Source organism: Sphingomonas sp. CCH21-G11 (genome assembly GCF_001555965.1).
Classification (GTDB): Bacteria; Pseudomonadota; Alphaproteobacteria; order Sphingomonadales; family Sphingomonadaceae; genus Sphingomonas.
This window is the reverse complement of the sequence record NZ_LSHX01000024.1, coordinates 114,652-134,886: the sequence shown is the minus strand read 5'-3', so window position 1 is coordinate 134,886 and position 20,235 is coordinate 114,652. Positions and strand designations below refer to the sequence as shown.

Below are 20,235 nucleotides of genomic sequence, written 5' to 3'. Positions count from 1 at the left end.
CATCGGTGAGGGGAGCGTCGCCATTGAGCGTGCCCGACGAAGCGGGTGCCGCGACCATGTCTGCGTCTCGGGCTGCGATTTTCCTGCGCTATGCGATGATCGGCATCCTGCTCCTGTGCCTGGGCGTCGCGGCCTTCGCCGTCATGCGGCAGGTCGAGCTCGATCGCTTTCGCGAAGCCAGCGGCATGGCAGCGGTGGCGGCGGTGCCCGACGACCGCCGCCGGGCAGCCGCCGCGCTGGCGGGATGCGGGGGGGCACAACCGGCCGAGATCATGCTCGCTTGCGCGACCGGGTATGCGGCGCTCGCCGCAAAGGCGGGGGAGCCGCGGGCGCGTGCGCAGGCGCTGGCGACTGGTCGCGCCTCGGTCCGGATCTTGTTGCGCGACGCGCCTCGCCGTGCCGATTTGTGGGTGCTGGCCGCCTACTTTGCGGCGCTGTCGGACCGGCGGCGCGAAGCCGTGTCCGACCTTTGCCAAAGCTATCGCCACGCCCCATTCCTGCGCGCGCAGGCGGAATGGCGGCTGTGGTTCGGCGCGCACGCATGGCCGATGCTGTCGAAGCCCTGCCGCGCCGCGCTCGTCGACGAAGCTTTGTGGTATCAGGAACTGGGCTATGAACGGCGCATGGCGACGCAGGCCGCGCTGGCGGGCACGCCGCCCTTCATCCTCGTGGCGCTGAGGGCACCAGGACGGGGTGGCGCGGGGCTCGCGGTGCGGGATGACGCATCGACTGGCCGATCGCCAGCCCGGCCATAGCTGCCGCCAGGGCCGCGACCGCGGGTACGTCGAGCGCAATGTCGATCAGCGAACATGCGATGATCCCGCCGCTGGCAAGCAGCATCCCGACGGCGGCGCCGCCGGGCGGACGGTGCCGCCACGTGCGGGTGACCATGGTCGCGGCGGTCGCGATGCTGACGGTCAGCAAGCCGACAAATGGCCAGCCATATTGAATCGCGGCGCTGATCGGCGATGAGTGCGCGGCACCGAAATTCCAGAACAGGCGCGCGGTGACCGGGTCGAGATGCGCGGCGTTGAGCGCGTCGAACGCACCATAGCCATAGCCGAACCATGGCGAGCCGGCGGTCAGGGCACCGAAGTGACGGATCGCCTCGACCCGGAGCCTCAGGTCGTCGCCGGTCATCGCGATTTTCGCGAACGATGGTCCCGTGACGATCAGGGCCGCGAACATGATGGCGACAAGAGCTGCGACGGTGCCCATCAGCGGCCAGCGCAGACGGTGGGTGCGCGCGCCGAGCTTGCGCACGATCAGGATCGCGACGCCGACGGCCAGCATCGCTGCGGCGGCGCGCGACTGCGTCATCGCCGTCAGTAGCGCAGCGAGCAGCAAAGCGGCACCGTTGAACGCCAGCGCCGGCAAGGGCGGGTCGATCCAATATCGCTCGGCCGCATGCTGGATGTTGGCGATCAGGCGACCGGCGGCGAGGATGCCGATCGCGGCGAGCACGCTTCCCGCGGCGTTCGGATTGAGCAGCGTTGCCGAAAATCGACCGGCTTGCAGGCCTTTGTCGACGCCCCAAACATGTCCGGGTTCCGTCAGGTGCAGCCCCAGCGACAGCACCATCCACGCCGCGCCGACAACCAGGAACGCGCGGCAGAGCGGGTCGAGCGAGCGGCTGCATCCGCCCACGATCAACCCGGTCGTCGCGGCACCCATCGCGCCCGCGAGCAGCACCAGCCCGACCAGTGCCGGCCGGACGCCGAGCGACAGCCCGCCGACACCCTGGTTGGCGACGCTGGCGATCGCCGCCCAGGCGAAGGCGGCGATTGCCGGCACGATGACCGCCGATGCCGGTTGCCACCAGCCCGGCGGGGGTTTGAGCCAGATCAGCGCAACCAGCGCGACGATCATGTTGGCCGTCGCCGCCTGGAGCCCGAGCATCTCGGTATTGGCCCCGAGGGCCGTGAGCTGGAGGAACAGGGCGACGATCAACGCCGCGCCGGTCAGCACGTCCGCACCCGGCCGGCGCACGTTGTTCGCACCGTCACCGCGGTCATGCGTTGGAATGCGAGCACGCACCATGCGCGAACGTCGCATTTCAACTGTCCCGAATCGAGCGCATGATCCGTCTATCGCCCGCGCCGTGCGGCAAGTCACGCGCTACACGTCGCCACTTGCTTCTCGATTTGGGATGGTGTCCGGGTAAAGCTCCGTTTTGGTCTAAAGCGATGCATCCATCCGGACAAAGCGTGCGTAAATTTGTGGTAGGGTCGATGGCAAATCGATCGTCTTGGGGGTAAGGCGTTGTCGCCTGATCAGGTTAGTGAGTAGCATGACGATGAGCGGCGGCAGGGCGGGCCGGAATGTCGTATCGGCAACGGTCCGTGCTTCGGCCGGATCGACGGCGTCCCGCGCGATCAGCGAAAGGCGAAACCGGCCTTGATGAGCTTGATCGCACTCGGGGTCGTGCTGCTCGGCTTCGCGCTCCACCCCTTCGTGACCTATCCGCTGTCGCTCCTGGTCCTCCGCCCTCGATCGCGGCGTGCCGCGCCGCGACAACCGGCCGCCACGCGGCCGTCGGTCGCCATCTGCATGTCGGTGTACAACGAGCAGGACGTGGTCGTCGAAAAGGTGCGGCGCCTGATCGAACAGGCCGAGGCCTATGGCCCAGCGACGATCCATGTGTATGCGGATGGCTGCACCGACGACACGGTCGAGCTGCTCGCGCCTTTTGCCGATCGCGTGAACCTGATCGCGTCCGCCACGCGTTCGGGCAAGACAGCGGGGATGGGGGCACTGCTGGCGGCGAGCGACAGCGAACTCGTCATGTTCACCGACGCCAATGTCCGTGCCCCCGTTTCGGCGCTCATCGACCTTGTCGAGCCGCTCCGCGACCCGACGGTCGGCTGCGTCACCGCGCGGCTGGTCTACAGCAACGAAGGGGAGACCGCGACGAGCGCGCTCGGCGCGCGCTACTGGCAGCTCGAGGAGTGGATCAAGCGCCTGGAGGACGAAGCCTATGGCCTGATCGGGGTCGACGGCGCGATGTTCGTCATCCGGCGGGAAAATTATCACCTGCCCCCGCCCAACCTGATCGACGACCTCTTTGTCTCGCTCAAGGTCCTCATCGACGGCAAGCGCGTGACGCGCGTGCCCCAGGTGACGATCACCGAACGCAGCGCGACTGCGTCGGTCGAGGAACATCGGCGCAAGGCACGGATTGCGTGCCAGGGGATGAACGTGCACCGCGCGCTGTGGCCGGCGCTCCGCCAAATGCATCCGGTGCTGGTGTACGGCTATCTTTCGCACCGCCTGATCAAATGGCTGATGCCGTTCTTCCTGCTGGGTGCCGTCCTCTGCTTCGCGGCGGCGCTGGCGATCTATACCAGCCTGATGGCGGTCGCGGCCGGGCTGATCGGCCTTGCGCTTGTGTTGCTGATCGGAAATCTGGTGCGTGTCCGCATCGCGGAATTCGCGTGGAGCAGCATCGCCAGCCTTGCCGGCGTGGCGCGCGGGGTCGTGCAATCGCTGCTGATGCGCCAGACCTATACGGTATGGGAACCCGCCGCCTCGGTCCGCCAGCGAATCAACGACTGATCGGCCGGGTCGTCGGGTTCAGAACAGCCCGCGGACGGTCGCGATGATCGCGCCCCACAGCAGCACCGAACCACCGGCAATGACGCCGATCCGCGCGACGCCGGGCCAACGGTCTTCGTGAACATGCACGTCGCCCGCATTGGCGACCATGATCTGGGCCTGGAGCGCGTGGACGGGGGACTGCCGGAAGGCAGTGTCGAGGTCGGTCGGCGACAGGGGATGGAGAAACTCGACCCCGATTGCGCCGGGCACGATCCGTACGACCCTGGCCTGTGCGACACCAACGCCGGGCAATCCGATCGTGACCTGGCTGTTCGGCTGGACCGCGAACTCGCCGGCAATCTTGCACCCGAGCCTGGAAAGATCCTCGACCATCACATTCTGCGGTGCGCCGTGCTGATCGCGAAACGTCGACGGACGATCGACGGGCTGGCGATCGTCGGCGCGGCGGCCGTCGGACGGCGCGACGTTCTGGGCGGCGCTGGTCAACATGCTCATTACTCCAACAGCGGCCCTCGCCATAGGGTGGCAAGTCTTGAGAAAGGGTGAAGCATCGCGGCGGCGAGCGCAGTCGGCAGCGACGATCGGCGGGCCGACACGACCAACCGGCCTTGTCATCCGACGAGTATGCCCGCGGCGTCGGACGATCCGGGTTGTAATTGCGATCAATATTTCGCAGGGGTGCGGCGCGTTGCTGCTGTGCAGCAAAAGCTGGGCGGACTTCGCGGCACAAGGGAGCTCTGAGAATGCGGATTGCAATGATCGGGACCGGCTATGTCGGGCTGGTATCGGGGGCCTGCTTTTCGGACTTCGGTCACGACGTCGTTTGCGTCGACAAGGACGAGAGCAAGATCGCCGCGCTGCATCAGGGCAGGATGCCGATCTACGAACCCGGGCTCGACGCGCTCGTCGCCAGCAACGTCGCCGGCGACCGGCTGCACTTCACGACCGACCTCGCCGAAGGCGTTGCCGGCGCGGACGCAGTGTTCATCGCGGTCGGCACCCCGTCACGGCGCGGGGACGGTCATGCCGACCTGAGCTATGTCCACGCCGCCGCGGCGGAAATCGCGCGCGCGATCACCGGCTTCACCGTCATCGTCACCAAATCGACCGTGCCGGTCGGCACCGGGGATGAGGTCGAACGAATCATCCGCGAAGCCAACCCCGACGCCGAGTTCGCGGTCGTGTCCAACCCCGAATTTCTGCGGGAAGGCGCGGCGATCGACGATTTCAAGCGGCCCGACCGCATCGTCATTGGCGGGCATGACGAACGCGGGATGCAGGTGATGCGCGACATCTACCGCCCGCTCAGCCTCAACCGCGCGCCGATCATCGAAATGTCGCGGCGCGGTGCGGAGCTGACCAAATATGCCGGCAACGCGTTTCTCGCGACCAAGATCACCTTCATCAACGAAATCGCCGATCTGTGTGAAAAGGTCGGCGCCGACGTTCAGGAGGTCGCCCGCGGCATCGGGCTCGACAACCGCATCGGCGGCAAATTTCTCCACGCCGGGCCAGGCTATGGCGGATCCTGCTTCCCCAAGGATACGCTGGCGCTGCTCAAGACCAGCCAGGATTACGATGCCCCGCAGCGCATCGTCGAGGCGGTGGTCATGGTCAACGACAACCGCAAGCGCGCGATGGGGCGCAAGGTGATCGCCGCGATGAACGGCGATGTCCGGGGCAAGACCGTCGCCATTCTCGGGCTGACGTTCAAGCCCAACACCGACGACATGCGCGACAGCCCGGCAATCGCGGTGATCCAGACGCTGCAGGACGCGGGCGCGACGATCCGCGCCTATGATCCCGAGGGGATGGAACAGGCGCGCGCGGTTCTGGACGACGTCGTCTATTGCGCCAACGCCTATGAGGCCATCGACGGTGCCGACGCGCTCGCGATCGTGACCGAATGGGATGCCTTCCGCGCGCTCGACCTCAGCCGCGTCAAGTCGCTGCTGAGCCAGCCGATCCTGGTCGACCTGCGCAACATCTATCCGCGCGCGATGGTCGAGGAGGCGGGCTTCACCTATCACGCGGTCGGTCGGTGACCGACCAGGCGGGTCCCGTCCTGGTGACGGGCGCGGCCGGATTCATCGGCCATGCGGTCGCGCACCGGCTGCTCGATCGCGGCGAGCGCGTGATCGGCGTCGATATCCTCAACGACTATTACGACCCGGCGCTGAAGGCGGCGCGGTTGGCCAATCTGACGGCGCGCGAGGGGTTCGCGTTTCATCGGCTCGACATTGCCGAGGCGGAGGCGATCGCGGCTCTGGTCGGCGACCATGGCGTCGTCCGGGTCGTCCATCTCGCCGCGCAGGCGGGGGTGCGCTACAGCATCGACAATCCGTTCGCCTATCAACGATCCAACCTTGCCGGCCATCTCGCCATCCTCGAGGCGTGTCGGCATGCGCCGGGCTTCGTCCACCTGGTCTACGCGTCGTCCAGCTCGGTCTATGGCGATCGCCCGCTCGAGGGTCACGGGTTCAGCGAAACGGACGCGGCGGTCGATCCGGTATCGCTCTACGCCGCGACCAAGCGGGCGGGCGAACTGATGAGCCAGGCCTATGCCGCGCTTTACGGTTTTCCCCAGACGGGGCTGCGCTTCTTTACCGTTTATGGCCCGTGGGGCCGGCCGGACATGGCCTATTTCTCGTTCACGCGCCGCATTCTGGCGGGCGAGCCGATCGAGGTGTTCGGCGAAGGACGGATGGCGCGCGACTTCACCTATGTCGACGATATCGTCGACGGGATCGTCGGTGCGCTCGATCGCCCGCCGGCCGCGGGCGGGCATCGCGTGCTCAACATCGGCGACAGCCATCCCGTCGGGCTGATGGACATGATCGCGACGCTCGAACATGCGCTCGGACGCGAAGCGATCAAGGTGATGCGGCCGATGCAGGCGGGCGACGTGACCGCCACCTATGCCGATGTCAGCCGGCTGAACGCGCTGACCGGCTATCGCCCCAGGGTCATGCTGGGCGAGGGGATCGAGCGGTTCGTCGCCTGGTACCGCGATTATTATCGGGTGTGAGCGGGGTATTCGCGCCCACATCAGGGCATGATGACCTTGCTCGGAATAAACTTCCGTCACCCCGGCCTTGTGCCGGGGGCCACGGTGCCACAGGTCACAACCGCCGGAACTGCGCGGCCCGGTAGACCCCGGCACAAGGCCGGGGTGACGAGGAAGTCATTGGAGAGCGAGTGACTCCAACGTCATCAGGCTCCATTGCGTGATCCACTTTGGTTGAAGCGGATCACGCTCTTTTGTCTTTTATTTTCCTCATTTTCCGCGTCGCCAGGTGATTCCACCTGACTTGAAAATGCTCTCGCCTACCTCTCGCCTGACTTCCGTTCGCTTCGAGCGAAGTCGAGAAGCGTCTGCCCATGCGGTGCGGCGCATCTCGACTGCGCTCGATACGAACGGCTTACGTGAGACGCGCGCACGCAAACGTGCCGTCACGGCCTCACCCCGCGACGAACGTCAGCCCGGCATGCGCGCGCAGCCGCTCACGCAGCGGTTCGGCCATCAGTCCGCCTGGGGTCCAGATGCCGCCCTTGCCCTCGGCCGGCACGTCGCGAACCAGGCAGATCGCACTTTCGGCGATCATCTTGCTGGTCGAACCATAGCCGGGGTCGCGGTCACCGGTGACGACGGCCTCGACACGCGCGCCGTCGGGCATCTCGCCGATGAACAGCAGGTCGTAATGGCCGCTGTCGCGCTCTTCCTTCGACGGGCCTTCGCCGGGCTTCGGTCCCTTGTCGCCGGCCATCGGATTTAGCTTCGCCAGCGCCTCGGCCGCGGCCTTGCCCATCTCGCCCAGCCCGGCGATGACCATTTCGTCATAGACGAAATCGGTGCCGTACGGGTGGCCGAGCAGCGCATTGGTGCGGTGAACATTCTTGGTGTTGATCGGCGCCATGACGAACGGCGCGACCCAGCCGCCGACCGCCGCATCATATTCGGGCAACAGCCCCTTAGGCTGCGACGGCCCTTCGAAACCCGGGGTCAGCGCGAACGGATCGATCAGCAGCTTGAAGATCGACGGGTCTTTCGCGGCCGCGACCATCGTCGCCTTGGCGCTGGCAAAGGTGCCGCCCGAAAACGTGCCCTTCATCGTGCGGATGCGGCATTTGACGCGTGGGGCGGGCGCACCGAACTTGTCGCGCGCGGCCTCCTGAAGCGTGTAGACGCCCAGGTCGAACGGGATCGAATCGAAGCCGCAGGAGAACACAATGCGCGCGCCGCTCGTTTGCGCCGTCGCCGCATGGCGGTCGATCATGTGGCGCATCCACGCGGGTTCGCCGCACAGGTCGACATAGGCCGTGCCCGCGGCCGCGCACGCCGCGACCAGATCGTTGCCATAGAGCTGATAGGGGCCGACGGTGGTGAGCAGCACGGTCGCGCGCGCAACCATCTGTGCCAGCGACGCGGGGTCGTCGGCATTGGCGGTGAGCATCGGGATATCGGCGGGCGCGCCGATTTCGTCGCGGACTTCCTGCAGCTTGGTCAGCGAGCGGCCCGCCATCGCCCAGCGCAGCGACCCGTCGCCATATTCGCGCGCCAGATATTCGGCGACCAGCCGCCCGGTGAACCCGGTCGCGCCATAGACGATGATATCGAACTCGGCCATTTCCCTCTCCTCAGGCGGCTTCGTTGAATTGCAGCGCCGCCAGCCGCGCATAAAGGCCGCCTGCGGCGATCAGCTCGGCATGGCTGCCGGTCTCGACGATGCGTCCCTCGTTCATCACCACGATTCGCTGGGCGGCGCGCACCGTCGCCAGCCGGTGCGCGATGACCAGCGTCGTGCGCCCGGTCATCAGCCGCTCGAGCGCATCCTGGACCAGCCGCTCGCTCTCCGCATCGAGTGCCGACGTCGCCTCGTCGAGCAGCAGCACGGGCGCGTCGCGCAACAGCGCGCGCGCGATCGCGATGCGCTGGCGCTGGCCGCCGGACAACCGCGCGCCGCCCTCGCCCAGAAAGGTGTCGAGCCCGCCCGGCAGCGCCTTCAGGAACTGCTCGGCATTGGCGGCGGCGGCGGCGGTCCACAGCTCCTCGTCGCTCGCGTCCCACCGGCCGTAGCGCAGATTGTCGCGTGCCGATGCGGCAAAGATCACCGTGTCCTGAGGCACCATCGCGATGCGGCCGCGCACCTCGGCCGGGTCGGCCAGGTGGATCGGCACGCCGTCGATGCGGATCTCGCCGCCCTCGGGATCGTAGAAGCGCTGGATCAGCTGGAACAGCGTCGACTTGCCCGCACCCGACGGGCCGACCACCGCCACCGTCTCGCCCGCGGCGATGTTCAGGCTGAACTGGTCGAGTGCCAGCACTTCGCGGCGGGTGGGATAGCGAAAGCTCACCCGGTCGAAGGTGACGGCGCCGGCGGGCGGTCGCGGCAGCGGAATCGGGTTGGCCGGTGCCCTGATCTCGGGCTCCTGCGCCAGCAGTTCCGCCAGCCGCCCCGCCGCACCCGATGCGCGCAACAGATCGCCATAGACCTCCGTCAACGCGCCGAACGACCCGGTGACCAGGCCCGCGGTGATCACGAATGCGGTGATCGCGCCGCCGCTGACCCGGCCGGCCGCGACATCGGACACCGCGTCCCACATGATCAGCGTGACCGCGCTGAACAGGATCGCGATGACCAGCGCCGTCATGATCGCGCGCGTCGCGAAACGCTGCTGCGCGGCGGCGAAACCGCGACTGACCGCGCCTTCGAAGCGGTCGGCCTCGCGCCCTTCCTGGCCAAAGGCCTGGACGATTTTCATCGCGCCCAGCGTTTCGGCTGCCATCGCACCGATGTCGGCAACCCGGTCCTGGCTTGAGCGCGAGAATTTGCGCACGCGGCCGCCCAGCCAGACGATCGGCAGGACGATCACCGGAATGCCGACGATCAGGTAGAGCGCGAGCTTGGGTGCGAGCGTGAAGAGATAGATGACCCCGCCCACGCCCACCAACAGGTTGCGCAGCGCCACCGACACCGTCGTGCCGACGACCTGTTCGACGATCGCGGTGTCGGCGGTCAGGCGCGACGCGATTTCCGACGGGCGGTTCTCCTCGAACCAGCCCGGCGGCATGCGCAGCAGGTTGCGGTGTACCGCGGCGCGCATGTCGGCCACCGTCTTCTCGCCCAGCCACGACACGAAATAGAACCGCATCGCAGTCGCGCAGGCGAGCACGACGACGACCATCAACAGCCCCTGGAAATAGGGCGCGATGCTCGCCGGGTCGGAACCGGCGGCGAACCCGTTGTCGACGACCTGCTGAAAGGTGCGCGGCACCCACAATGTCGCGCCCGCCGCAATCAACAGCGCGACGATCGCCAATGTCAGTTGTACCGGATAGCGCAGGGTATAGCCCCACACGATCCGAAGGTTGCTGATCCGTCGGCCGGCTGCCGCGGCGGGGTCGCCATTGGCGCCTTCCGGACCGTTCGCCGACGCGGTGGGAAGCTGGACACCGGCGTCGGGATCGACGGCGCGCGCGGCGGGGGGCGGAACTTGATCTGCCATGGTGCCTTCCCGCCTAGCGTCATTGGCGGCGGCGGGAAACACCGTGCGCGCATTAAAACGCCAAATCATTCGGGGCAAAGACGATCATTGCGGGTTAATGCCTTTGCTCTATAGCGGTCGGGATCGTGCGCATGGGGCAGATGCGACGTGGGGAATTGGAAATCTGATGCTGTACGAAGGTTATGAACTGCAACGCTCGATGCTGGCCGGCGCAAGCGCACTCGCCAATTTCAGCGCCGGTTGGTTGCACAACCCCGCCAATCCCTTCGCTTATTTCGGCGGTGGCCCGGTGCTCGCCTCCGCGCTCGAGGTGTTCGCGCATGCTTCCGCGCCGCGCGGCAAGCCGCCCTTTGGCCTGAGTCACACGGTCGTCGACGGCTGCAGCGTCGCAGTGCACGAGGAAATCGTCCTCCAAAAACCGTTCGGCCAGCTCAAGCGGTTCGTGCGCGAAGGCGTGACCGGGGGTCCGAAATTGCTGATCGTCGCGCCGATGTCGGGGCATTATGCCACGCTGCTGCGCGGTACGGTCGAGCGGATGCTGCCGGTCGCCGACGTCTACATCACCGACTGGCGCGATGCCAAGCTGGTGTCGCTGGCCGACGGCAGCTTCGACCTCGACGACTATATCGACTATGTCATCGAATTCCTGAGCGTGATCGGGGCCGAAGGCGATCCGCGCGCGCACATGCTGGCAGTGTGCCAGCCGTCGGTGCCCTGCTATGCCGCGACCGCGATCATGGCGGCGGAGGATCATCCCCACCGCCCGCGCACCGTCACCCTGATGGGCGGGCCGATCGACACGCGCGAAGCGCCGACCGCCGTCAACACGCTGGCGACCGAGCGTCCGCACGCGTGGTTCGAGCAGAATGTGATCGCGACCGTGCCGATGACCTATCCGGGCGCGGGGCGGCGGGTCTATCCGGGCTTCCTTCAGCTCGCCGGCTTCATGACGATGAACCTGGGCAACCATCTGATCAGCCATTGGGAGATGTTCAAGCATCTGGTCGAGGGCGACGACGAGAATGCCGAGGCGACGATGGCGTTCTACGACGAATACCGGGCGGTCTGCGACATGACCGCGGAATTCTATCTCCAGACGGTGCGCGTGGTGTTTCAGGAGCACGCGCTGCCGAAGGGCGAGATGCTTCATCGCGGCAAACGGGTCGATCCGGGCGCCATTCGCGACATCGCGCTGCTCGCGATCGAGGGTGAGCGCGATGACATTTCGGGGCTGGGCCAGACCAAGGCGGCATTGTCGCTTGCGACGTCACTGCCCGCCGCGCTCAAGCACTATCACATGGCCCCCAATGTCGGGCATTACGGCATTTTCAACGGATCGAAGTGGCGGACCCGGATTGCCCCGATCGTCGAAAAGTGGATGGCCGCGCACGCAGGCTGACGACGCTTCGCGGACAGGCGCGGGCGGGATCTAGTCGTAGCGCGTGCGCACGAACGCATAGCCGGCCGCAATTGCCAGCGCCCATATCCCAAGTACGATCGCAATCCCCGCGCGGCTGACGGGTCGTGTCGACGCGCGTTCGGCCTCCGCGCGATGCTCGGCGAGCTGCGCGCGCGGAATCATGCGCTCGAACAGCCAGACGCCCAGCGGGATGATCACCGCCTCGTCGAGCAGGCCGAGCACCGGAATGAAATCGGGTATCAGGTCGATCGGCGAGAGGGCATAGGCAGCGATCAGCAGGCCGACCAGCTTCGCTGCTATCGGCGTGCGCGGATCGCGCGCGGCCAGCCACACCGCGTGCGCCTCGACCCGGATGCGATATGCAAAGCTCGGCCCCATGGCCGACGCATTGCGCGCGCGCTCGCCGGGGTCAAGCGGCCGGGACGCATGGCCCCGGCCACGCCATCTCAAAGCGCGGTTTCGACGTGACGACCCGCTTCGCTCGGCTTGATCTTCATGCCCGTCAGCATCTTGAACTTGCCGGCCAGCGATTCATCGCCTTCCCAGATTTCGGCGTCGATCAGGTCAAAGCGCATCATGCGCAGCGCCGGGTCCTGGCGACCGCCGTCGAACCACGCCTCGACCATGTTCGACCAGTATTTGTCGATCACCGCCGGGTCGGTTTCCTGGGTCAGCGTGCCGTGAATGCACGCGAAGATCGTATGGTCCTTCGCGACGAACTGCGCCATCGCCGGGCCACCGGGCGCGATGCGGTTGTCGTGGCGGGTGTAGAACCAGAAAGCGCTGTCGGCGTCCGGATCGAGCTGCGCAGTCATCGGCTCGGCATGATCCTCGCTCGCCATCAGCTTGATCATCACGAACGGGCTCGACGCCATCTTCTTCCACATCCGCTCTCGGACGGCGGCGGCATCGCCATTCTGCATCTGGTCCATCGTCATGCTCCTGTCGTTGGGGGACAGGAGGGCAACGATCAAAGCGCGCGGCGTATCCCAACGGCACGCCTGAAACGAAGAACCCCGACCGCATGGACGATCGGGGTTCCGTTGAATCGTGTCAGATCGTGCGGTGCCGGACAGCGACCGGCGATGCCGGTGGCGTTACAGCACCTCGAAAAGCCCCGCCGCGCCCATGCCGCCGCCGACGCACATCGTCACGACGACATATTTGGCGCCGCGGCGCTTGCCCTCGATCAGTGCGTGACCGGTCATCCGGGCGCCCGACATGCCATAGGGGTGGCCGATCGAGATCGCCCCGCCATCGACGTTGAGCAGGTCGTTCGGAATGCCCAGCTTGTCCTGGCAATAGAGCACCTGAACCGCGAACGCCTCGTTCAGCTCCCACAGGCCGATATCGTCCATCTTGAGGTTGAAGCGTTCGAGCAGCGCCGGGATCGCATAGACCGGGCCGATACCCATCTCGTCGGGCTTGGTGCCCGCCACCGCCATGCCGACATAGCGCCCCAGCGGGGTCAGGCCGCGCTGTTCGGCGAGCTTTTCCTCCATCAGCACGGCGGCCGAGCTGCCGTCGGACAGCTGGCTGGCATTGCCGGCGGTGATGAACGCGTCGGGTCCCATCACCGGCTGCAGGCCGTTGAGGCCGGCGAGCGTGGTTTCGGGACGATTGCCCTCGTCCTTGGTCACCGTGACTTCGTGGTGGGTGACCTCCTTGGTTTCCTTGTTGGTCATCGCCATCGTCGCGGTGACCGGGACAATCTCGTCATCGAACTTGCCCGCTGCCTGGGCGGCGGCGGTACGCTGCTGCGACTGGAGCGCATATTCGTCCTGGCGCTCGCGGCTGATGCCGTACCGCTTGGCGACGATTTCGGCGGTCTGCAGCATCGGCATGTAGATGTCGTTGTGCATCGCCAGCAGCTCGGGATCGGGCTGGACGCGCATCTGCGGCGTCTGGACCAGGCTGATCGATTCGACGCCGCCGCCGATGGTGATGTCCATGTTGTCCACGATGATCTGCTTGGCGGCGGTGGCGATCGCCATCAGGCCCGAAGCGCATTGGCGATCGAGCGACATGCCCGCGACCGAGATCGGCAGGCCCGATCGCAGCGCGGCGTTACGGGCGATATTGCCGGCCTGCGTGCCCTGTTGCAGCGCCGCGCCGAACACGACGTCCTTCACCTCGCCGGGATCGATGCCGGCGCGTTCCACCGCCGCCTTGATCGAATGGCTGGCGAGCGTGGGGGCGGGCAGATTGTTGAACCCGCCACGATAGGCGCGCCCGATCGGGGTGCGGGCAGTGGAAACGATGACGGCTGAACGCATGGTGATTCTCCTTAGGCAGCGGGGAAGCGAACGGCAGTCGCCTCGAGGGGAAGGTCGAGCGCACCGCAGATCAGCGCCACGCCATGATAAAAGCCAACAAGCTGGATGATTTCGATCACTTGTGCTTCGTCGAATACCGCGCGCGCCGCCTCCCATTCGGCATCGGTGAGCTTTTTGTGGTCCAGCAGCGCATCCACGGTGGCGATCAACACCTGCTCGTCCGCCGGCCACGCGGGATCGGTGGCGCCGCCATGGACCGTCGCGAAAATCTGTTCCGGCGTCAGGCCCACATGCGCGGCGAAACCGGCGATATGCACGCCCCACTCATATTCGCATCCACAGCGTGCGGTCGTCCGGTCGATCACGATCTCACGCGCGCGCATCGACAACGGGGAATTGCGGTCGAGCAGCGAGCCGCCGCCGAACTTCTCCCACGCCCGCGCATGCTTTGCGAGCGTCGTGAACAGGACCAGCGGCTCGGCGCCGCGCATGAGCACCTTCATCCGCGCGTCGAACTCCGGCGGGTACGGGCGTTGCAGCGGTTCGACGCGGCTCATGCGGGGCGCTCCGTCATACGAAAATCTGGCTGATCCATTCGGCGATCAGCGCGGGCTTGTCTTCGCCTTCGATCTCGACCGTCACTTCATTCATCTGCTGCCATTGTCCGGGGCGCTTTTCTTCCAGAGAAACGAGCTTGAAATGGCCGCGCACGCGCTTGCCCGATCGGACGGGCGACAGGAATCGCACCTTGTCGCTGCCATAGTTGACGCCCATCCGCACGCCGGCGATCGCCGGCTGGTCGGTCGTCTGGCTCATCTGCGACAGCAGCGAAAGCGTCAGGAAACCATGCGCGATCGTGCCGCCGAACGGCGTCTGCGCGGCGCGGACGGAGTCGACATGGATGAACTGGTGATCGCCGGTCGCGTCCGCGAACTTGTCGATCATCGCCTGGTCGACGGTGATCCAGTCGGAAACCCGCAGGCTGCCGATCCGCGCGCCAAGCTGCTCGATCGTGATCGTCTCCACGGCATTCCCCTCGCGGCGCTTTCGTTCCATAGCGCTCGCGAACGCAAATAGGCGGTCAGGGGCCAGTCCCGCAAGCCCGCCCAACCGGAAACAGGAAAATGTCGGAAGTCGTACCGTCATCCACCCGCAATTCCATGGCACAGCTGCATCGGGCGAGCGAACCCGACGTTCTAAAACCGCTGATCGACCGCGCGCGGCTGACGCATGATTCGCGTGAGCGGGTGATCGATCACGCCGGCGGGCTGATCGCTGATCTGCGCGCGGCGCAGAATCGCGGCTGGGTGAACCAGTTCCTGCAGGAATATCGCCTCAATTCGTCCGAGGGCGTCGCGCTGCTCAGCCTGGCGGAGGCGTTCCTGCGCGTGCCCGACCCCGAAACCGCCGACCTGCTGATCGCCGACAAGCTGGGCGACGCAGACTGGCGCGCGCATGCGGGCAAGTCGAACAGCGCGCTGGTCAATTCCGCCACCTGGGGTCTGGTCGTCGGCCGCGCGCTGGTGGGCGAGGGCGAGGCGGGGCCGTTGAAGCGCCTGCTCAGTCGCGCGGGCGAGCCGTTCGTCCGCCAGGCGGTCGGTGCCGCGATGAAAATGATGGGCGAGGTCTTCGTGATGGGCCGCACCATCGACGAGGCGATGCGCCGCATGAAGAAGCCCGAACATGCCGGCTTCACCGCCAGCTTCGACATGCTGGGTGAGGCGGCACGGACGAAGGCAGACGCCGAACGCTATTTCGAATCCTATTTCCGCGCGATCCGCGCGGTCGGCGGCGACCCGCGCGCCGGGCATTCGGTGTCGGTCAAGCTGTCGGCGCTTCACCCGCGCTACGAGGTTGCCAACTGGGATCGCTGCGTCCCCGAACTCGCCGACATGCTGGCGCAGCTGGCGTCGGAAAGTGCGGCGCAGGGCATCGCGCTGACCGTCGATGCCGAGGAGAGCGAGCGCCTGGCGATGAGCCTGGAGATCATCGGCCATGTTGCGCGCCGTCCCGAGCTGAAGGGCTGGGACGGTTATGGCATGGCGGTCCAGGCCTATGGCAAGCGCGCACGAGCGGTGATCGACTGGGCCAACGGGCTGGGCCGGGTGATGAACGTGCGGCTGGTCAAGGGTGCCTATTGGGACAGCGAGATCAAGAAGACCCAGGTCGAAGGCTTGAGCGACTATCCGCTGTTCACGCGCAAGGCGGCGACCGACGTCTCCTACCTCGCCTGCGCGCGCGACATGCTTGACGCGCCGAACATCGCGCCCGCGTTCGCGAGCCACAATGCGCTGACGGTCGCCACGATCATCGAATGGGCGGGCAATGCGCGCGATTTCGAGTTTCAGCGGCTGCACGGCATGGGCGAGGGCCTGTATGAGCGGCTGGTGCGCGAGCATGGCTATAAATGCCGCATCTATGCGCCGGTCGGCGGGCACCGCGACCTGCTCGCCTATCTCGTCCGGCGGCTGCTGGAAAATGGCGCGAACTCGAGCTTCGTCCACCAGCTCGCGGATGCGGGGCTGAGCGACACGGAACTGCTCGCCGATCCGGTCGAGAAGGTCGCTGCGGTGGGTGGATCGCGGCACCCGAGCATTCCCTTGCCGCGCGACCTGTATGGCGATTGGCGCAACAGCGAAGGCGTGGACCTGGCCGAGCGCGACGTGCTGGCGAAGGTGGCGAGCGAGATTGCCGCTAAGCCCCTGACCTTGAGGGGAGGGGATGGGGGTAGGGCCGTGCCGCAAGCACCGCGCGGGGTGGATGGTTCCCACCCCAACGCCTCCCCTGAGCCGCAGGCGAGCGAAGCTCAACGGGAGGGGCTAGCGCAGTCATCCTCCACTCCGTCCGTGTCGAGCGAAGTCGAGACACGTTCCCCCACCGGCGCAGGTTTCTCGACTTCGCTCGAAACGAACGGGGTCGGAAGCGCAATTGGGCGCGCCGACACTGCTTTCCCCGCCTGGTCCGCCACCCCGCTGGACACCCGCGCCGCGATCCTCGAACGCTATGCCGATCTGATCGAGGCAAACCGCACCGAACTCATGGCGCTGTGCGTCCATGAAGCGTTCAAGACGATCCCCGACGCGCTGGGCGAGATTCGCGAGGCGGCCGATTTCTGCCGCTATTATGCCCTGCAGGCGCGCCGTCGCCTCGCCCCGCTGACGCTCCCCGGGCCGACGGGCGAGCGCAACGTGCTGCGCATGGAGGGGCGCGGGGTGTGGGCGACGATCGCGCCGTGGAACTTCCCCCTGGCCATCTTCACCGGCCAGAACACCGCCGCGCTGGTCGCGGGCAACACGGTCGTCGCCAAACCCGCACCGCAGACGCCGCGCATCGCCGCGCGTGCGGTCGAGCTGGCGCACCAGGCCGGCGTGCCGCGCGATGCGCTGGTGCTGTTGCCCGGCGGGGCGGAGGCCGGCGCAGCGCTGGTCGCCGACCATCGTGTGGCTGGGGTCGCCTTCACTGGGTCGACCGCCACCGCCAAGCGCATCGCGCGCAGCCTGCTCGCCGATGATGACCGGCCGATCGTGCCGCTGATCGCGGAGACCGGCGGCATCAATGCGATGATCGTCGATTCGACCGCGCTGCCCGAACAGGTGGTTCAGGACGTCATCACCTCGGCCTTCCGCTCCGCGGGTCAGCGTTGTTCGGCGCTGCGCCTCCTCGTTCTTCAAGAGGAAGTGGCCGAGCCGATTATCGAGATGCTGCGCGGCGCGATGGAGCTTCTGGTGGTCGGCGATCCGGGTGATCCGCGCACCGATGTCGGCCCGGTCATCGACCGGGCGGCCTATGACCGGCTGATGGCCTATCGTGAGCAACGCAAGCGTGAGTGGCTGAAGACCGTGCCGGTGCCCGGCGAAGGGCATTTCGTGCCGCCGACGCTGATCCGGCTGCACGCGATCGAGGATCTGACCGCCGAGTGGTTCGGGCCGCTGCTGCATGTCGCCACCTGGCCGGCGGGCGAGCTGACCCGCACGATCGATCGGGTCAACGCCAAGGGCTTCGGCCTGACCATGGGCCTGCACAGCCGCATCGCGCGGTCGGCCGAGATTGCGGAGGCGCGCGCGGAAGTCGGCAACCTCTATATCAACCGGTCGATGATCGGGGCGGTGGTCGGTGTCCAGCCGTTCGGGGGCGAGGGGCTGTCGGGCACCGGGCCAAAGGCGGGCGGCCCCAATTACCTGCCGCGTTTCTGTGCCGAGCGTGCGGTGTCGGTCGACACGACCAGCGCGGGCGGCAATGCGTCGCTGCTCAGCCTCGACGAGGGCGGCTGAGCCGCGTCAGGCCGGACGGGGGACGGCCATGGCGGGTGCGGCCTGTCCGCCCGCGCGGACGGTGGTCAGCCGCTTGACCGCCGCGATCGTCACCACCGCGACCGCAAGGCCGGCCAGCACGTCGACCAGATAATGGGCCCCGTTCGTCAGCGCGGAGAACGCCATCAGCAGGTTGAGCACGAGCAGCGGAGCCCGCAGCAGCCGTGAGTCCCACGCCGCCCACGCGCACAACGCCGCGATGCCGGCGTGGATCGAGGGGAAGGTGACGATGCCGGCGGTGTTGTCGGCGGACAGCACGAAATCGGGGGCGCTGCGCAACGCGTGGAAGGTCTCCAGGAAGAAAAAGCCGAACCAGCTGTCGACATGCTGCAGCCGGCGCGGATCGAATCCATGGCCTTCATAGGCCCCGAGTGCGGGAAAGAAGGTGCCGATCGCGGTCGCGATCGCACATAGCAGGACATAGCCGAGCACGAAGCGATAGGCGCGCGCGCGATGCCCCAGCAGCGCGAGCAGCATCGGCAGGAACAGCAGCTGGAAGCCGAAGGAGGAATAGGCATAGGTCAACAGCCGCGCGAGCATCGGCAGTCTGTCGACCGCGATGACCGTCGCCACCCAGTCGAAGCCGATGGCGCGATCCGCCGCGATCAGCGTCGCGTCCGCCAGCGGAAAGGCCAGCCGCATCGCGGCGAAGGAAAGGACCACCACCGGCAGCCCCATGATCAGCGTCAGCGCGCCGCATTCGAGTGCGGTGCAAAGCCGCGCCATGCCGCGCCAGCGGCTATAGGGGAGAAAGAGCGCGAGGACCGCGGCCAGGATCATTGGCGCCCGGAAGGACAGCAGGTCGACGCGAAAGCCGGTCAGTATCGGCGCGGCGATCATTACCGCCAGCGCCACGATCGCGCTCAGCAATGTCGCCTGGCGGCAGCGCCGAAGTTCCGCGTCGTCCATGCTGCCCCGCCCGCCGATCCGTGGGCAGGGTCTAGGCGCGCTATGGTAAACGCCGGGTGAAGATCACGCGCCCTCGGCGCTGATGTCCTTGACCGGCTGAACGCTCGCATAGGGGAGCACCATCGTCCCGTCGGGCGCCGCGGTGAAGGTCGTCTGCGTGGGATAGGCGAAGTCGAGCCCTTCGTCGTTGAACCGGCGCAGGATGGCCAGCCCGATCGCCGAGCGCGCGGCATAGAAACTGTCGAAGTCTGCGCCGGGTGTATCGAACTCAAGCTCGAAGTCGAGGCTCGATGCGCCGAACCCGACAAAGCCGGCACGCACGAACACCCCACCCTCCGCCTCGACAACTTCGCGCAGCAGGCCGGGAACGGCCGCACAGCGATCCGCCGGGGTCTGGTAGATCAGGCCAAGCGTCCATTTCTGGCGGCGATGGGTGCGCAGCGTGTTGTTGCCGATCTGCTTGTCGAGCAGGTTCTTGTTGGCGATCACCACTTCCTCGCCGGTCAGTGCGCGGATGCGGGTCGATTTCAGGCCGATCGCCTCGATCGAGCCGCTCGTGGTGTCCAGCGTGACCGCATCGCCGCGCCGGAACGGCTTGTCGAAGATGATCGACAGCGCCGCGAACAGGTCGGCGAAGATGCCCTGCGCGGCAAGGCCGATCGCGATGCCGCCGACACCCAGACCCGCGACGAGGCCGGTCACGTTGACCCCCAGATTGTCGAGCACGACGATCAGCGCGATCGCGAACAGCGCCACCGTCACCAGCAGCCGGATGATCCCGATCGCGCTGGCCAGCGATTCGTGCGTGTAGGTCTCGCTCTCCGTCCTGCGCTCGATCACGCCAAGGATCAGCTCGCGTGCCCAGATCGCCGCCTGGAACACCGCGGCGACGGTGAACAGGAAATCGATCGTGCGCGCGACCGCGTCGGGGGCATAGGCATAGCCCGAGACGATCTTTGCGGCGACCATGACGATGAAGAAGCGCCCGGTCCGCGACACGACGCGTCCCAGCACCTTGCCCCAGCCGAGCATCTTCTGGTCGCGCTCGCAATAGCGTCGCGCCCAGCCGCGAACGACCAATAGCGCCACGACGATCAGCGAAGCGATGCCGACCGCGATCAGGATCTGGAGCCAGTGGGATTCGAGCCAGGTGACACTGTCGACCACGAGGCGCTCGGCGCTGGTGCGTAGCCGTTCGGGATTGATGGGGGTGGAAGTCGTCGCGGCGGTGGCCGCGTTCGTCTGGGTCATGCGT

17 protein-coding genes are annotated in these 20,235 nt (G+C 66.9%); 6 read left to right on the top strand and 11 right to left on the bottom strand.

The window, feature by feature from the left end:
* Nucleotides 1-23 precede the first annotated feature (23 nt).
* The gene (locus AX676_RS17685; RefSeq protein WP_082731329.1) at nucleotides 24-755 is read left to right on the top strand and encodes a hypothetical protein; all 732 of its coding nucleotides are present in this window, start codon (nucleotides 24-26) and stop codon (nucleotides 753-755) included.
* Here the strand turns inward: AX676_RS17685 and AX676_RS05680 are convergent.
* Entirely contained in the window at nucleotides 661-2,055 is a 1,395-nt protein-coding gene (locus tag AX676_RS05680) for an O-antigen ligase family protein (protein ID WP_082730921.1), read from the bottom strand. The two genes, AX676_RS17685 and AX676_RS05680, sit on opposite strands and share 95 nt — an antisense overlap.
* 345 nt (nucleotides 2,056-2,400) lie before the next feature.
* On the opposite strand from AX676_RS05680, the gene AX676_RS05675 reads away from it, so the two are divergent.
* The gene (locus AX676_RS05675) at nucleotides 2,401-3,555 is read left to right on the top strand and encodes a glycosyltransferase (RefSeq protein WP_066480332.1); all 1,155 of its coding nucleotides are present in this window, start codon (nucleotides 2,401-2,403) and stop codon (nucleotides 3,553-3,555) included.
* Nucleotides 3,556-3,573: 18 nt separating this feature from the next.
* On the opposite strand, the gene AX676_RS05670 is transcribed toward AX676_RS05675, so the two are convergent.
* Complete coding sequence (locus AX676_RS05670; protein ID WP_156437748.1) at nucleotides 3,574-4,047, bottom strand: hypothetical protein; 474 nt, start codon at nucleotides 4,045-4,047, stop codon at nucleotides 3,574-3,576.
* 254 nt (nucleotides 4,048-4,301) lie between these two features.
* Between AX676_RS05670 and AX676_RS05665 the strand changes: the two genes are divergently transcribed.
* A complete protein-coding gene (locus AX676_RS05665) occupies nucleotides 4,302-5,603 on the top strand; it encodes a UDP-glucose dehydrogenase family protein (protein ID WP_066480335.1) in 1,302 nt (433 codons plus the stop codon).
* Nucleotides 5,600-6,586 carry an NAD-dependent epimerase/dehydratase family protein gene (locus AX676_RS05660; protein WP_066480336.1) on the top strand — a complete coding sequence of 329 codons (987 nt, stop codon included), beginning with the start codon at nucleotides 5,600-5,602 and terminating at the stop codon, nucleotides 6,584-6,586. Before AX676_RS05665 ends, AX676_RS05660 begins: the two co-directional genes overlap by 4 nt.
* Nucleotides 6,587-7,019: 433 nt before the next feature.
* On the opposite strand, the gene AX676_RS05655 is transcribed toward AX676_RS05660, so the two are convergent.
* The gene (locus tag AX676_RS05655) at nucleotides 7,020-8,186 is read right to left on the bottom strand and encodes a saccharopine dehydrogenase family protein (RefSeq protein ID WP_066480337.1); all 1,167 of its coding nucleotides are present in this window, start codon (nucleotides 8,184-8,186) and stop codon (nucleotides 7,020-7,022) included.
* 10 nt (nucleotides 8,187-8,196) lie between these two features.
* Nucleotides 8,197-10,065, bottom strand: coding sequence for an ABC transporter transmembrane domain-containing protein (locus AX676_RS05650; protein ID WP_082730929.1), 1,869 nt, complete (start codon nucleotides 10,063-10,065; stop codon nucleotides 8,197-8,199).
* A 166-nt stretch (nucleotides 10,066-10,231) separates the two neighbouring features.
* On the opposite strand from AX676_RS05650, the gene AX676_RS05645 reads away from it, so the two are divergent.
* Nucleotides 10,232-11,464: a polyhydroxyalkanoate depolymerase gene (locus AX676_RS05645; protein ID WP_066480339.1), complete on the top strand. Its 1,233-nt coding sequence runs from the start codon at nucleotides 10,232-10,234 to the stop codon at nucleotides 11,462-11,464.
* Between the two features lie 30 nt (nucleotides 11,465-11,494).
* Here the strand turns inward: AX676_RS05645 and AX676_RS05640 are convergent, their stop codons facing one another.
* From AX676_RS05640 to AX676_RS05620, 5 genes are all read right to left on the bottom strand, one after another.
* Nucleotides 11,495-11,863: a YkvA family protein gene (locus AX676_RS05640; RefSeq protein WP_066480341.1), complete on the bottom strand. Its 369-nt coding sequence runs from the start codon at nucleotides 11,861-11,863 to the stop codon at nucleotides 11,495-11,497.
* Nucleotides 11,864-11,931: 68 nt separating this feature from the next.
* The gene (locus AX676_RS05635) at nucleotides 11,932-12,417 is read right to left on the bottom strand and encodes a pyridoxamine 5'-phosphate oxidase family protein (RefSeq protein WP_082730928.1); all 486 of its coding nucleotides are present in this window, start codon (nucleotides 12,415-12,417) and stop codon (nucleotides 11,932-11,934) included.
* A 165-nt stretch (nucleotides 12,418-12,582) separates the two neighbouring features.
* On the bottom strand, nucleotides 12,583-13,761 hold the full coding sequence (locus AX676_RS05630; RefSeq protein WP_066480342.1) for an acetyl-CoA C-acyltransferase: 1,179 nt from the start codon (nucleotides 13,759-13,761) through the stop codon (nucleotides 12,583-12,585).
* Nucleotides 13,762-13,772: 11 nt separating this feature from the next.
* Nucleotides 13,773-14,318, bottom strand: coding sequence for a carboxymuconolactone decarboxylase family protein (locus AX676_RS05625; RefSeq protein WP_066480343.1), 546 nt, complete (start codon nucleotides 14,316-14,318; stop codon nucleotides 13,773-13,775).
* A 13-nt stretch (nucleotides 14,319-14,331) separates the two neighbouring features.
* Nucleotides 14,332-14,787, bottom strand: coding sequence for a MaoC family dehydratase (locus AX676_RS05620; RefSeq protein ID WP_197417056.1), 456 nt, complete (start codon nucleotides 14,785-14,787; stop codon nucleotides 14,332-14,334).
* Nucleotides 14,788-14,921: 134 nt separating this feature from the next.
* Here AX676_RS05620 and putA point away from each other — a divergent pair, with 134 nt between their 5' ends.
* Nucleotides 14,922-18,032 carry a bifunctional proline dehydrogenase/L-glutamate gamma-semialdehyde dehydrogenase PutA gene (gene putA, locus AX676_RS05615; RefSeq protein WP_231726467.1) on the top strand — a complete coding sequence of 1,037 codons (3,111 nt, stop codon included), beginning with the start codon at nucleotides 14,922-14,924 and terminating at the stop codon, nucleotides 18,030-18,032.
* Between the two features lie 6 nt (nucleotides 18,033-18,038).
* On the opposite strand, the gene AX676_RS05610 is transcribed toward putA, so the two are convergent.
* Nucleotides 18,039-18,980 (bottom strand): phosphatase PAP2 family protein, encoded by a 942-nt coding sequence (locus AX676_RS05610; protein ID WP_066480349.1) that lies wholly within the window; start codon nucleotides 18,978-18,980, stop codon nucleotides 18,039-18,041.
* Nucleotides 18,981-19,043: 63 nt separating this feature from the next.
* The gene (locus AX676_RS05605) at nucleotides 19,044-20,231 is read right to left on the bottom strand and encodes a mechanosensitive ion channel family protein (RefSeq protein ID WP_066480350.1); all 1,188 of its coding nucleotides are present in this window, start codon (nucleotides 20,229-20,231) and stop codon (nucleotides 19,044-19,046) included.
* Between the last annotated feature and the right edge of the window lie 4 nt (nucleotides 20,232-20,235).